This window comes from Chromobacterium rhizoryzae, assembly GCF_020544465.1.
Classification (GTDB): Bacteria; Pseudomonadota; Gammaproteobacteria; order Burkholderiales; family Chromobacteriaceae; genus Chromobacterium.
Map to the genome: position 1 here is coordinate 3,509,329 of NZ_CP066126.1, position 12,053 is coordinate 3,521,381.

Sequence of the window (12,053 nt, forward strand, 5' to 3'; positions counted from 1 at the left end):
ACAGTGCAGGGGGGCTAGCATGCCGGGTCAAACTTCGCTGCAAAATTTCCTGACTGGCTTAGCATCAGGAAATGGAATACTCGTGAGTGCGTTATGCGTACAAATGCATTACCATCGCTGCTTTTCGGTGAGCGAGTTAACCTTGGCTGCAAACGTCGCGAGCGGCATCAGGTCAGGGTCTGTAAATCCCTGCCGGCCGTCTCCAACCTCTTGCAGCAGCGCCACGCAACATGCCGTGACCTTGGCTTGACATTTCGCCGTCATCTTGGTGCAACACACCTTGGGACAGCGCCAGAAGTATAAGCAATATGACAGACATTCGCAAAGATTCCGTCTCCTTCGTCCAAGTGGACGACGGCGACGCCGGCCAACGCATCGACAACTACCTGGTGCGTTTGCTCAAGGGCGTGCCCAAGAGCCACATCTACCGCATCCTGCGCTCCGGCGAGGTGAGGGTGAACAAGGGCCGCATCGACGCCGCCTACCGCGTGCAGGCGGGCGACGAGCTGCGCATTCCGCCCATACGCGTGGCCGAGCGCGCGGAAAAGAACGTGCCGGCCGCCACCTTCCCGGTGGTGTACGAAGACAACGCGCTGCTGGTGATAGACAAACCGGCCGGCGTGGCGGTGCACGGCGGCAGCGGCGTGTCCTTCGGCGTGATCGAACAACTGCGCCAGGCGCATCCGGACTGGCGCTATCTTGAGCTGGTGCACCGGCTGGACCGTGAAACCTCCGGCCTCCTGATGCTGGCCAAGAAGCGCTCGGCGCTGACCAAGCTGCACGACATGATGCGCGCCAATGTGCCGGACAAGCGCTATCTGGCGCTGGGCCTAGGCCAGTGGCCGGACGACGCGCGCCAGGTCAAACTGCCGCTGTTCAAGTTCCACACCCCGGACGGCGAGCGCCGCGTGAAAGTCAGCGACGCCGAAAACGGCCAGTACGCGCACACCAATTTCGCGGTCAAGGAACGTTTTGCCGAGTTCACGCTGGTGGAAGCCCACCTGCGCACCGGCCGCACCCACCAGATCCGCGTGCACATGCAGGCCAACGGCTGCGCGATCGCCGGCGACGAGAAATACGGCGACTTCGCGCTGAACAAGGAACTGGCCAAACGCGGCCTGAAACGCATGTTCCTGCACGCGCGCAGCCTGTCCCTGCCCCATCCGCTGACCGGCGAGCCGCTGAAACTGGAAGCGCCGCTGCCGCCGGAGCTGGAGCGCTTCCTGAAAAGCCTGAGGTCTTGAGATGAACACTCGCTTCGATCTGGTCGTTTTCGACTGGGACGGTACCCTGATGGACTCCACCGCTCACATCAGCCAGTCCATCCAGCAGGCTTGCGCCGACCTGTCCCTGCCCGTCCCCAGCCGCGAGCAGGCCAGCCACGTCATCGGCCTGCGCCTGGCCGAGGCGCTGCAACAGGCCTGTCCGGCCGCCGCCCCGGAGCAACTGCCGCGGCTGACCGAAGCCTTCCGCCATCATTACCACGCCAACCAGCATCAGGTGACCCTGTTCGACGGCGCCGTGGACTGCCTGAACGCCATCGCCGCCAGCGGCGTTTTCCTGGCGGTGGCCACCGGCAACAGCCGCGCCGGCCTCAACCGCTTGCTGGAGCAGACCGGGCTCGGCCCGCTGTTCCACGCCACCCGCACCGTGGACGAATGCCATTCCAAGCCTCATCCGGAGATGCTGTTGTCGCTGACCGAGATGCTGGGCGCGGACCCGCGCCGCACGCTGATGATAGGCGACACCAGCCACGACCTGCTGATGGCCGGCAACGCCGGCTGCCACGGCGTAGGCGTCGGCTTCGGCGCCCACGACAGCGAGCACCTGGAAAGCTGCGGACCGCTGGCCTTGTTCCATTCCTACCCCGAGCTGCAGACATGGCTGCTGCCGAAACTCGGATAATCTGCTCCGCGGCCGAGCTGCAGGACGGCGGCCGCGCCTGGCGCTTCGAGATCGAACAGACGGACGGCGCCCCGCCGCTGCCCGCCTTCGCCGTACGCTACCGCGGCAAGGTCTACGCCTACGTCAACGCCTGCCGCCACATCCCGGTGGAACTGGATTTGCGCGACGGCGAAGTCTTCGACCTCAGCGGCCATTATCTGGTGTGCAGCATGCACGGCGCCTGCTACGAAGCGCACACCGGCTATTGCGTCTCCGGCCCCTGCCGCGGCCAGCGGCTGATCGCCGTGCCCGTCTTCGAACAGGACGGCAACATCTGCATCAATGTCATGCCGTCGTGAACTTTGCTAGACTCCTGGAATTATTCAGGGAGCACCCACACATGAGCGACACCTCCAACCATTGGGAACGCCAATTGCTGGAAAAACTGGCCAGCGCCGCGTTGGTGGAACAACGCCGCGCCCGCCAGTGGAAAATTTTCTTCCGCATGATCTGGCTGATCATCATCGGCTTCATCCTGTTCAGCCTGTTCATGCGCAACGAGGACAAGGCCACCGCCGGCATCGTCGGCTCCGGGCACACCGCCGTCATCACGCTGGAAGGCGTGATCGACAGCCAGAGCGACACCGCCAACAAGCTGAGCCAGGCCCTGACCGACGCCTACGGCGACAAGAGCACCAAGGGCATCATCATCGACGCCAACAGCCCGGGCGGCAGCCCGGCGCTGTCCGGCATGGCCTATGACGAAATCCGCCGCCAGAAGAAGCTGCACCCGTCGGTGCCGGTTTACGTGGTGGTCAGCGAGGTCTGCGCGTCCGGCTGCTATTACATCGCCTCCGCCGCCGACAAGATCTTCGTCGACAAGGCCAGCATCATCGGCTCCATCGGCGTGCTGTCCGACGGCTTTGGCTTCACCGGCGCCATGGAAAAACTGGGTGTGGACCGCCGCCTGCGCACCTCCGGCGAAAACAAGGCGATGGGCGATCCCTTCTCCCCGGTCAACCCCAAGCAAGAAGCCATCCGCCAGCAATTGCTGGACGACATCCACCAGCAATTCATCGCGGCGGTCCAGGCTGGCCGCGGCCAGCGCCTGGCCAAGAACCCGCAACTGTTCTCCGGCATGGTGTGGCTGGGCGACAAGAGCATCCCGCTGGGCCTGGCCGACGGCCTGGGCACGGTGCGCTCGGTGGCGCGCGACGTGATCAAGGCGGAGAAAACCGTCGACTATACTCAGCAAGACGATCTGTCCAGCCGCGTGGCGCGCAAGATCGGCGTGGAGTTCGCCGGCGGCGTGAAGAGTCTGTTCGACACCAAGCTGTTCTGACCAACCGGCAAGGCACACCATGGCGCGCAGAAGAAAACGACAGGAAGAAGAACACGAGAACCATGAACGTTGGCTGGTTTCCTACGCCGACTTCATCACCCTGCTGTTCGCCTTCTTCGTGGTGATGTACGCGATCTCCTCGGTCAACGAGGGCAAGTACCGCGTGCTTTCCTCCGCCATCGTGGATGCCTTCCGCTCCGGCTCCACCATCAGCGTCAACACCACCCCGCCCAGCGGCGGGGCCAACACCATGATAGAGATCCCCGAGACCAAGCCCATCGCCAAGGCGGTCAAGGGGGAACACCAGACCGAGAAAAAAGCCAACACCGGCTCCGCCCAGGGCGACGAAAAAACCCGGCTCGCCAACCTGACCCAGGATCTGGCCAAAGTGATGGACCCGCTGGTCAAGAGCGGCCAGGTCACCATCACCCACAGCAGCAAGGGCGTCACCATCGACATCCGCGACACCGCGCTCTTCCCCACCGGACAGGCGCAGCCCAACGAACAGTCGCGCCAGCTGATGGCCAATATGGCGCTGCAGCTGGCCAAGGTGGACAATCCGATCCGGGTGGAAGGCTTCACCGACACCGTGCCCATCCGCAATTCCTACTTCCCGTCCAACTGGGAACTGTCCGCCTCGCGCGCCGGCAGCGTGGTGCGCCTGTTCCAGGAAAACGGCATCAAGCCGGAACGGCTGGTGGCGGTGGGCCGAGGCGCCAACCTGCCGGTGGGCGACAACGCCACCGCCGACGGCCGCGCCAGCAACCGCCGCGTCGCCATCACCGTGCTGGCGAGCGGGCTGAGCGACGCCGAAGTGCTGTCGCCGCAAGACGCATCCATGGCCAATGGCCGCTAACACCCCTGTTTCTCAAGAGGAGCACGATATGAGCACCCCGATTCATCATTCCGCGCTGGAACAGCTGTTCCTCAACGCCCGCACCCACAGCCACTGGCAGGACCGCCCGGTCACCGCCGAAACGCTGCACCAGCTGTTCGACCTGCTGAAAATGGCGCCCACCAGCGCCAACTGCTCGCCGGCGCGCTTCATCTTCGTGCAAAGCGACGCCGCCAAGGCCAAGCTCAAGCCCTGCCTGGCCGAAGGCAACGTCGAAAAAACCATGGCCGCGCCGGTCTGCGTGATCGTGGCTCAGGACATGCGCTTCTACGAGCACCTGCCCAAGCTCTACCCGCACGCCGACGCCAGAAGCTGGTTCGAAGGCAACGACGCGGCGATCCAGGCCACCGCCTCGCGCAACAGCAGCCTGCAAGGCGGCTACCTGTTGCTGGCCGCGCGCTCGCTGGGGCTGGACTGCGGTCCGATGTCCGGCTTCGACAACGCCGCGGTGGACCAGGCCTTCTTCCCGGACGGCCGCTTCAAATCCAACTTCCTGGTCAACCTGGGCTACGGCGCCGCGGACAAGCTCTACCCGCGCTCGCCGCGCTTCGAGTTTGACGACGCCTGCCAGATTCTTTAATCCCCCCCGCCCCATGCCCGGTTATAATGCCGGGCATTTTGCTGCCTGGAGAAACAAGATGCTCTATTCGCTTCTGCGCCCGCTGCTGTTCCGCTTTGACGCAGAGACCGCCCACGAACAGACGCTGGCCATGCTGGACCAGGCGCACAAGCTGCGCCTGAGCACGCTGACCTGCCACAGCGCCGCGCGCAAGCCGGTGCAAGCCATGGGCCTGACCTTCCCCAACGCGGTGGGACTCGCCGCCGGGCTGGACAAGAATGGAGCGCATATCGACGCCTTGGCCGCGCTGGGTTTCGGCTTCATCGAAATCGGCACCGTCACCCCGCGGCCCCAGCCGGGCAATCCCAAGCCGCGGCTGTTCCGCCTGCCGGAGCACCAGGCCATCATCAACCGCATGGGCTTCAACAATCTGGGCGTGGACACCCTGCTGGACAATGTCCGCCGCTGCAAATTCCAGGGCGTGCTCGGCATCAATATCGGCAAGAACGCCGCCACCCCGATAGAAAACGCCGCCGACGACTACCTGGCCTGCCTGGACAAGGTCTACGCCTACGCCAGCTATGTCGCCGTCAACATTTCCTCGCCCAACACCAAGAACCTGCGCCAGTTGCAGGAGGGCGACGAACTGGGCCGCCTGTTGGCGCAATTGAAGCAGCGCCAGCAGGCGCTGGCCGACAAGCACGGCCGCCACGTGCCGCTGGCGCTGAAGATCGCGCCGGATCTGGACGACGATCAGATCGTCGCCATCGCCCGCCTGCTGACCGAACACCGCATCGACGGCGTCATCGCCACCAACACCACGCTCTCACGCGAGGCGGTGGCCGGCCACCCGTTGGCGGAGCAGGCCGGCGGCCTGTCCGGCGCGCCGGTCAAAGACCGTTCCACAACAGTTATTCGCAAATTAGCCAAGGAACTTGACGGCGCTCTGCCTATCATAGGAGTTGGCGGCATCCTGTCCGGGCGGGACGCCGTGGAAAAACTGGACGCCGGCGCCAGCCTGGTGCAAGTCTACAGCGGCCTGATCTACCGAGGCCCGGCGCTGGTGGCCGAATGCGCGAATGCGATCGCAGCGCGCGCCAAACCCTGAACAACAGCACGCGCGGCCGCGCACGGGCCCTCCCTCAGGAAGCCCGGCGACAGGCCCGCGGCGACCATCCCGGGGCAAACCGGCTCGCTTATATAACATGGGACTCACTCATATGAACGCAAAACAACTGATTCGTCTTTCCGCCGTCGCGCTGCTGAGCGCCGGCGTGCTCACCGGCTGCGCCACCTCCGACTCCGCCGCCGTCTACTCCAAAGGCCAGATGCGCCAGGCGCAGACCGTGCAGCTGGGCACCGTGGTGTCGGTGCAAAACGTGAAAATGGAAGGCAGCAACAATGAGCTGCTGACCCTGGGCGGCGCCGCACTGGGCGGCCTGGCCGGCAGCAATATCGGCGGCGGCAAGGGCCAGATCGCCGGCGGCATCGTAGGCGCGCTGGCCGGCGGCTTCGGCGCCCAGGCCGCTCAACGCGGCCTGAGCAAGAACGCGCTGGAAATCACCGTCAAGCTGGACGGTTCCGGCCGCATGATCTCCATCGTGCAGGAAGCCGACATTCCGTTCTCCGCCAACCAGCGCGTGCGCGTGCTGACCGGCGGCGGCAACGACCGCGTGGTGCCGTTCTAAGCATCCGCTCAAGGCCCGCCGTCGCACGTCTTCGACTCGCAGGCCTTGAACAGGCTCTGACGCGGACCGCGTCAGCAATGAAAAAGCCGGCGCTCGCGCCGGCTTTTTCATTGGGTCCGCTCACTCGTCCCGCGGCCTGGACAACTCCACCCAACGCCCGTCCATCAAGGCCTGCAGGGGCTGATACATCGCCTTGTAGGACATCTTCTGGCATTCGCGTATCCAATAGCCCAGATACAGGTGCGGCAGCCCCAGCCGCCGCGTCAGCTCCGCCTGCCACAACACATTGAACACGCCCAGGCTGGATTTGGCGTCTTCCGGATCGTAAAAGGTGTACACCGCGGACAGGCCGTCGGCCAGGCGGTCGATCAGGCTCACCATCTTCAATTCGCCGTCCAGGCGGAACTCCGCCAGCATGCTGTCCACCCCGCTTTTCAGGATGAACTCCGAATACTGCTGCGGATCGTCGTCCGACATGCCGCCGCCGGCGTGCCGCGACTGCTGATACCAGCGATACAGCGCATAGTGTTCGGCGTCGAACTCCAGCGGCAGCAGGCGCACCTGCATCGCCTCCAGCCGGCGCGCCACCTTGCGCTGAGTGCGGCTGGGCGCGAAGCGCTCCACCGGAATCCGCACCGGCACGCAAGCCTGGCAACTGTCGCAATACGGCCGATAGGTATACAGGCCGCTGCGGCGGAAGCCCAGCTTCACCAACTGGCTGTAAACCTCGCCATCGATCGCCTCCGCCGGGATCGCCACCTGCGAACGCGCCTGACGCCCGGCCAGATAACTACAGGGATAGGGCGCGGTGGCGTAGAAATGGATGGCCACTGTCGGGCCGGGATCACGATGGCTCATTGGTATACCGGTAGTTCCACATCGCGGCGGGCTGCGCCCGTCGGGCATTCTCTTTCAGAGTAGCAAGAAATGTCTGACGCGAAACCAACTTGGCGCCCAAGCTCTGCAAATGGCGGGTGTGCATCTGACAATCTATCATCGTCACCCCCTGCGTCCGCAAATGGCGCACCATGTGGATGAAGGCCAGCTTGGACGCGTTGCTGCGCCGGGAAAACATGGATTCGCCGTAGAACATCAAGCCCAGGCCGATGCCGTACAGACCGCCGACCAGCTCGCCGTCCATCCAGGTCTCGAAAGAATGCGCGTAGCCCAGCCGGTGCAGACGGCAATAGGCGTCCACCATCTCCGGCACGATCCAGGTGCCCTGCTGCTGGGTTCTGGGTTCGGCGCAGGCCGATATCACCTCGCGAAACGCAGTGTCCACGCGGATTTCATAAGGTTGGTTGCGCAGCACTTTGTCCATGGAACGGCTGACTTTGAGCTCGTCCGGACTCAGCACCATGCGCGGCGCCGGCGACCACCACAGAATGGGCTCGCCTTCGGAAAACCAGGGGAAAATGCCTTGGGAGTAAGCAGCCAGGATGCGCTGCGGGGACAAATCGCCTCCGGCGGCCAGCAAACCATTGGGTTCGCGCAGAGCCAGCCGCACCGGAGGGAAGACCGGCTCAGGACCGAGCCAGGGAATCATGCCTTCTTGGCGTTAAGGCAGTCCGGGCACTCGCCGTACATGTACAGCGCGTGATCGACGATGCGGAAACCATGCTGCTCGGCGATGCGGTCTTGCAAAGCCTCGATCTCCGGATCGAAGAACTCGACCACCTTGCCGCAGCTGACGCACACCATGTGATCGTGATGACCGCCCTGGTTCAGCTCGTACACCGCTTTGCCGGTTTCGAAATGGTGGCGCACCAGAATGCCCGCCTGCTCGAACTGCGTCAGCACGCGGTAAATGGTGGCAAGGCCGATGTCGATATTTTCCGCGAGCAGCTTGCGGTAGACATCTTCCGCCGACATGTGGCCGGCGTGCTCCTCCTCGAACAGATCGAGGATTTTCAAACGCGGGCCGGTGGCCTTGAGGCCGATATCTTTAAGGTGACTGGCTTTGCTCATCGTGATATAAAGTGGGTCGATTTCAGATCATGATAAAGCCTTTTCACGGCTTTGCCTAATTACCGCCTCATAACTTTTAGGTCACGGAGTATCATGCGCGCCCTGATTTTTGTCGCCGTCCTTGCCCTCTCCGGCTGCAGCTCAATGAACCCTCTGAACTGGCTCAGCCCGCACAAGATGGAAATCCAGCAGGGCAATTATGTCACAGAGGATGCCGTCGCCAAACTTAAACCGGGCATGACACGCTCGCAAGTGCGTTTCCTGTTGGGTTCTCCGCTACTGGCCGACGCGTTTCACGCCAATCGCTGGGATTACACCTATAGCGACATCAAGCAGGGCAAGCTGGATAAAAACAGCAACCGCCTGTTGACCATCCACTTCAACGGCGACGTGCTGGAGCGCGTGGAAGGCCAGGCGCAGCCGGCCGAACGCCCGCCGCTGACCGCCTCCGCGCCGGCCCAGGAAGCCAAGCCATGAGCGCCTCCCCGCTGAAACTGGTGGTGGTCGGCGCCGGCGGCCGCATGGGCAAGGCCCTGATTGAAGCGGCGCTGGCCGCGCCCGGCGTGGCTCTGCACGCCGCGGTGGACCGCCCCGGCTCGGAATTCATCGGCCAGGACGCCGGCCTGTTCATCGGCAAGCACACCGGCGTCAAGATAGGCGGCGACTTCCTCCAGGCGCTGGAAGGCGCCGACGCCGTCATCGACTTCACCCGCCCGGAAGGCACGCTGGAACACCTGGCCGCCTGCGCCGAGCGCGGCGTGCAGATGATCATCGGCACCACCGGCTTCGACGAGTCCGGCAAGGCGGCGATCCGCGCCGCCGGCGACCGGATCGGCATCGTGTTCGCCTCCAATTTCAGCGTTGGCGTCAACCTCACCTTCAAGCTGCTGGACATGGCGGCGCGAGTGCTGGACGACGGCTACGACATCGAAATCATCGAAGCCCACCACCGTCATAAAGTGGACGCGCCGTCCGGCACCGCGCTGCGCATGGGCGAAGTCATCGCCGACGCGCTGGGCCGCGACTTGAAAGAATGCGCGGTTTACGGCCGCGAAGGCGTGACCGGCGAGCGCGATCCGCACACCATAGGCTTCGCCACCGTGCGCGGCGGCGACGTGGTCGGCGACCACACCGCCTTGTTCGCCGCCATCGGCGAACGCGTGGAAATCAGCCACAAGGCCTCCAGCCGCGCCACCTTCGCCAACGGCGCGGTGCGCGCCGCGCGCTGGCTGGCCGGCAAACCGCGCGGCCTGTTCGATATGCAGGACGTGCTGGGCCTGCGCTAAGCGCCGGCGGGGAGCCTCCTCCCCGCCCCCCTTTCCATGCGCCTCTTCCCGCTGACCCTGGCCCTCGCGGCCGGCCTGATTCTCCTCTCTCTCGCCTCGCTGCTGCACGGCAGCGGCATGGACGCGTCCCGTTTGCTGGCCGGCCAGCCCTTGCCGGAACTGGAATGGCAATTGCTGTGGCAGCTGCGGCTGCCGCGCCTGCTGGCCAGCGCCAGCGCCGGCGCCTTGTTGGCCAGCGCCGGCGCGGCGGTGCAGGCGCGTTTCCGCAACCCGCTGGCCGAACCCGGCCTGATCGGCATCAACAGCGGCGCGGCGCTGGCCGCCGCCGCCGCGCTGAGCCTGGGCGCCGGCCTCTACGCGGTGTCCGCGTCCGCCTTCGCCGGCGGCCTGTTCTCCTTATTGCTGATCCGCCTGCTGGGCCAGACCCAACAAGGCGGCAGCCGGCTGATCCTCAGCGGTCTCGCCATCAGCTCCTTGCTGGGCAGCCTGCTGACCCTGCTGATCACCACCCTGCCCGACGGCTCCTTGCGCGTGGTGATTTTCTGGCTGATGGGCAGCTTCGCCAGCGTGGACTGGCCGCAAACCGTCTTGCTGTGCGCGGCCGCGCCGCTGGTCTGGCTGGCGCTGCACCGGCAATGGCGCTTTCTCAACGCGCTGCAATTGGGCGAAACCGCCGCCTTTCACCTGGGCTTTGAAGTGCGTCGCCGCGAATGGCAGGTGGTGATCCTGGCGGCCCTGGCCGCCGGCCTGGTGGTGTCCGCCTGCGGCATGATCGGTTTCATCGGCCTGATGGGCCCGCACCTGGCGCGCCAACTGGTGGGCGGCAACGCGCGCCGGCTGCTGTGGATCGCGCCCATGCTGGGCGCGCTGCTGGCCATCGCCTCGGACTGGCTGGCGCGCAGCCTGCTGGCGCCCAGCGAACTGCCGGTGGGCGTGATCACCAGCCTGATAGGCGCGCCCTTCTTCCTGTGGCTGCTGCGGCAAAGCGCGGAAAAGGACGCCCATGCTTGAAGCGCGCGCCCTCAGCCTTTCCCGCCAGGGCCGCCTCTTGGTGGAGGCGGTGTCCCTGCGCGTGGTGCCGGGCGAACTCAATATCGTGCTAGGCCCCAACGGGGCCGGTAAAAGCAGCTTGCTGGGCATGCTGGCTGGTCTGCACGCGCCCAGCGCCGGCGAGGCGTGGATGGCCGGACGGCCGCTGCGCGGCCAATCCGCCGCGCAACTGGCGCGCCAGCGCGCGGTGGTGGAGCAAAATCCGCTGACGCCGGCCGGCTGGAGCACGATGGAGCTGATCCAGTCCGGCGCTTATCTGCTGGGCGACGCCGGCGAGGCCTGCCGCCAGGCGATGGAACTCACCTGCACCGCGGAGCTGGCGCAACGCCAGGCGCGCACCCTGTCCGGCGGCGAACAGCAACGCGCCCACCTGGCGCGCGCGCTGTGCCAGTTGCTGGCCTCTGCGGACGCGGAACGCTATCTATTGCTGGACGAACCCACCGCCGCGCTGGACTTCGCCATGGCCGACGCGCTGCTGGCGCAGGTGGCCCGCATCTGCCGCGAGCTGAACATCGGCGCGCTGGCCGTGGTGCACGATCTGAACCTGGCGCTGCGCCACGCCGACAATGTGCTGCTGCTGAACGAAGGACGCGCCGCCGGCTTCGGGCCCACGCCCGAAATCATGCGGCGGGAAACGCTGGAGGCGGTTTACGGCGTGCGGCTGGCGGAGCTGAGCAGCCGGGAGCACGCCTTGCGGGCTTTCGTGCCCTTGCCCCACCCGCACCAAGAGTAAACGCTCAGCGGTGCGAGGCCTGCTTGCACTCGCTGAGAAAACGCGCGCGGTCGGCCTCGCCCACTTCTCCGGCGAAGCCCTGGGTGATCACCGCCTCCGCGCCGCGCCGGTTTTCCCCCAGTTGCAAACACATCTGCTTGGCCTGGATCACACAGGCCGCGCCCTTGGCCATGCCGTGCCGCACCAGCGCGTCCGCCACTTCCTGGCAAATCCATTCCTGGTAATTCAAGCGGTGCGAGATCACGTCGATCAGCCGCGCGATGCGGCCGAAGCCGTGCAGCCGTCCGCCCGGAATGTAGGCGACGTGGGCGATGCCTTCGAAGGGCACCAGATGGTGCGGACACAGGCTGTGGATGGAGATATTGCTGATGATGACCATCTCGCGGGAGTCGTCTTCAAAACCGCAGCCCAGCACCTCGCTCGGATCGGCGGCGTAGCCGTCCAGCAAGCGGTCGCGCCAAAACGCGCCGACACGTTCCGCGGTCCTGCCCAGATGTGGATCGCCTTGCGGCTGAAAGCCGCAGGCGGTCAGCAAATCGGTCACCGCGCGCTCAAACGCCTCCTTGTCGAAGGGCCGCAAGCGTTCCACGCCCACCTTGGGCGCGCGCTCCGGCGCTGGATGATCGCAATGCTGGTGGTCCATATCGT

At 65.3% G+C, this 12,053-nt stretch carries 16 protein-coding genes; 12 read left to right on the plus strand and 4 right to left on the minus strand.

Annotation, left to right across the window (positions count from 1 at the left end):
• Positions 1–308: 308 nt before the first annotated feature.
• The 8 genes from JC616_RS15750 to JC616_RS15785 all read left to right on the plus strand — a co-directional run bounded on the left by JC616_RS15750 (position 309) and on the right by JC616_RS15785 (position 6,368).
• The gene (locus JC616_RS15750) at positions 309–1,244 is read left to right on the plus strand and encodes an RluA family pseudouridine synthase (protein ID WP_107799842.1); all 936 of its coding nucleotides are present in this window, start codon (positions 309–311) and stop codon (positions 1,242–1,244) included.
• Position 1,245: 1 nt separating this feature from the next.
• The gene (locus tag JC616_RS15755) at positions 1,246–1,905 is read left to right on the plus strand and encodes an HAD-IA family hydrolase (RefSeq protein ID WP_227104158.1); all 660 of its coding nucleotides are present in this window, start codon (positions 1,246–1,248) and stop codon (positions 1,903–1,905) included.
• Entirely contained in the window at positions 1,881–2,243 is a 363-nt protein-coding gene (locus JC616_RS15760; RefSeq protein WP_227104160.1) for a Rieske (2Fe-2S) protein, read from the plus strand. Before JC616_RS15755 ends, JC616_RS15760 begins: the two co-directional genes overlap by 25 nt.
• 41 nt (positions 2,244–2,284) lie before the next feature.
• On the plus strand, positions 2,285–3,226 hold the full coding sequence (locus JC616_RS15765) for a S49 family peptidase (protein WP_227104162.1): 942 nt from the start codon (positions 2,285–2,287) through the stop codon (positions 3,224–3,226).
• 19 nt (positions 3,227–3,245) lie between these two features.
• Entirely contained in the window at positions 3,246–4,082 is an 837-nt protein-coding gene (motD, locus tag JC616_RS15770) for a flagellar motor protein MotD (protein WP_227104164.1), read from the plus strand.
• Positions 4,083–4,110: 28 nt separating this feature from the next.
• Positions 4,111–4,701, plus strand: coding sequence for a malonic semialdehyde reductase (locus tag JC616_RS15775; protein WP_227104166.1), 591 nt, complete (start codon positions 4,111–4,113; stop codon positions 4,699–4,701).
• A gap of 58 nt (positions 4,702–4,759) precedes the next feature.
• The gene (locus JC616_RS15780; protein WP_227104168.1) at positions 4,760–5,788 is read left to right on the plus strand and encodes a quinone-dependent dihydroorotate dehydrogenase; all 1,029 of its coding nucleotides are present in this window, start codon (positions 4,760–4,762) and stop codon (positions 5,786–5,788) included.
• A gap of 112 nt (positions 5,789–5,900) precedes the next feature.
• Positions 5,901–6,368, plus strand: coding sequence for an outer membrane lipoprotein (locus tag JC616_RS15785; RefSeq protein WP_048415794.1), 468 nt, complete (start codon positions 5,901–5,903; stop codon positions 6,366–6,368).
• A gap of 120 nt (positions 6,369–6,488) precedes the next feature.
• Here JC616_RS15785 and JC616_RS15790 read toward each other — a convergent pair whose 3' ends face one another.
• The 3 genes from JC616_RS15790 to fur are packed head-to-tail and all read right to left on the minus strand — an operon-like array spanning position 6,489 to position 8,336.
• Entirely contained in the window at positions 6,489–7,226 is a 738-nt protein-coding gene (locus JC616_RS15790; protein ID WP_107799849.1) for an arginyltransferase, read from the minus strand.
• Positions 7,213–7,914, minus strand: a complete 702-nt coding sequence (gene aat / locus JC616_RS15795) for a leucyl/phenylalanyl-tRNA--protein transferase (RefSeq protein ID WP_227104170.1) — start codon at positions 7,912–7,914, stop codon at positions 7,213–7,215. The genes JC616_RS15790 and aat overlap by 14 nt, the downstream gene beginning before the upstream one ends.
• A complete protein-coding gene (gene fur, locus JC616_RS15800; RefSeq protein ID WP_019101530.1) occupies positions 7,911–8,336 on the minus strand; it encodes a ferric iron uptake transcriptional regulator in 426 nt (141 codons plus the stop codon). The genes aat and fur overlap by 4 nt, the downstream gene beginning before the upstream one ends.
• Before the next feature lie 93 nt (positions 8,337–8,429).
• Between fur and JC616_RS15805 the strand changes: the two genes are divergently transcribed.
• Genes JC616_RS15805 through JC616_RS15820 form a run of 4 tightly spaced genes read left to right on the plus strand, consistent with a single transcriptional unit; the run spans position 8,430 to position 11,405 of the window.
• A complete protein-coding gene (locus JC616_RS15805; RefSeq protein ID WP_227104172.1) occupies positions 8,430–8,813 on the plus strand; it encodes an outer membrane protein assembly factor BamE in 384 nt (127 codons plus the stop codon).
• Positions 8,810–9,622, plus strand: coding sequence for a 4-hydroxy-tetrahydrodipicolinate reductase (gene dapB / locus JC616_RS15810; RefSeq protein WP_227104174.1), 813 nt, complete (start codon positions 8,810–8,812; stop codon positions 9,620–9,622). Before JC616_RS15805 ends, dapB begins: the two co-directional genes overlap by 4 nt.
• Before the next feature lie 36 nt (positions 9,623–9,658).
• On the plus strand, positions 9,659–10,633 hold the full coding sequence (locus JC616_RS15815) for a FecCD family ABC transporter permease (protein WP_107799853.1): 975 nt from the start codon (positions 9,659–9,661) through the stop codon (positions 10,631–10,633).
• Positions 10,626–11,405 (plus strand): ABC transporter ATP-binding protein, encoded by a 780-nt coding sequence (locus JC616_RS15820; protein ID WP_227104175.1) that lies wholly within the window; start codon positions 10,626–10,628, stop codon positions 11,403–11,405. The genes JC616_RS15815 and JC616_RS15820 overlap by 8 nt, the downstream gene beginning before the upstream one ends.
• 4 nt (positions 11,406–11,409) lie before the next feature.
• Here JC616_RS15820 and folE read toward each other — a convergent pair whose 3' ends face one another.
• A complete protein-coding gene (folE, locus tag JC616_RS15825; RefSeq protein WP_107799855.1) occupies positions 11,410–12,048 on the minus strand; it encodes a GTP cyclohydrolase I FolE in 639 nt (212 codons plus the stop codon).
• Between the last annotated feature and the right edge of the window lie 5 nt (positions 12,049–12,053).

Coding starts and splice junctions, on each gene's coding strand:
- JC616_RS15775 (WP_227104166.1), top strand. CDS start 4,111: ATGAGCACCCCGATTCATCATTCCGCGCTGGAACAGCTGTTCCTCAAC.
- JC616_RS15760 (WP_227104160.1), top strand. CDS start 1,881: ATGGCTGCTGCCGAAACTCGGATAATCTGCTCCGCGGCCGAGCTGCAG.
- JC616_RS15815 (WP_107799853.1), top strand. CDS start 9,659: ATGCGCCTCTTCCCGCTGACCCTGGCCCTCGCGGCCGGCCTGATTCTC.
- JC616_RS15805 (WP_227104172.1), top strand. CDS start 8,430: ATGCGCGCCCTGATTTTTGTCGCCGTCCTTGCCCTCTCCGGCTGCAGC.
- JC616_RS15780 (WP_227104168.1), top strand. CDS start 4,760: ATGCTCTATTCGCTTCTGCGCCCGCTGCTGTTCCGCTTTGACGCAGAG.
- JC616_RS15790 (WP_107799849.1), bottom strand. CDS start 7,226: ATGAGCCATCGTGATCCCGGCCCGACAGTGGCCATCCATTTCTACGCC.
- JC616_RS15755 (WP_227104158.1), top strand. CDS start 1,246: ATGAACACTCGCTTCGATCTGGTCGTTTTCGACTGGGACGGTACCCTG.
- folE (WP_107799855.1), bottom strand. CDS start 12,048: ATGGACCACCAGCATTGCGATCATCCAGCGCCGGAGCGCGCGCCCAAG.
- JC616_RS15785 (WP_048415794.1), top strand. CDS start 5,901: ATGAACGCAAAACAACTGATTCGTCTTTCCGCCGTCGCGCTGCTGAGC.
- dapB (WP_227104174.1), top strand. CDS start 8,810: ATGAGCGCCTCCCCGCTGAAACTGGTGGTGGTCGGCGCCGGCGGCCGC.
- fur (WP_019101530.1), bottom strand. CDS start 8,336: ATGAGCAAAGCCAGTCACCTTAAAGATATCGGCCTCAAGGCCACCGGC.
- aat (WP_227104170.1), bottom strand. CDS start 7,914: ATGATTCCCTGGCTCGGTCCTGAGCCGGTCTTCCCTCCGGTGCGGCTG.
- JC616_RS15750 (WP_107799842.1), top strand. CDS start 309: ATGACAGACATTCGCAAAGATTCCGTCTCCTTCGTCCAAGTGGACGAC.
- motD (WP_227104164.1), top strand. CDS start 3,246: ATGGCGCGCAGAAGAAAACGACAGGAAGAAGAACACGAGAACCATGAA.
- JC616_RS15820 (WP_227104175.1), top strand. CDS start 10,626: ATGCTTGAAGCGCGCGCCCTCAGCCTTTCCCGCCAGGGCCGCCTCTTG.
- JC616_RS15765 (WP_227104162.1), top strand. CDS start 2,285: ATGAGCGACACCTCCAACCATTGGGAACGCCAATTGCTGGAAAAACTG.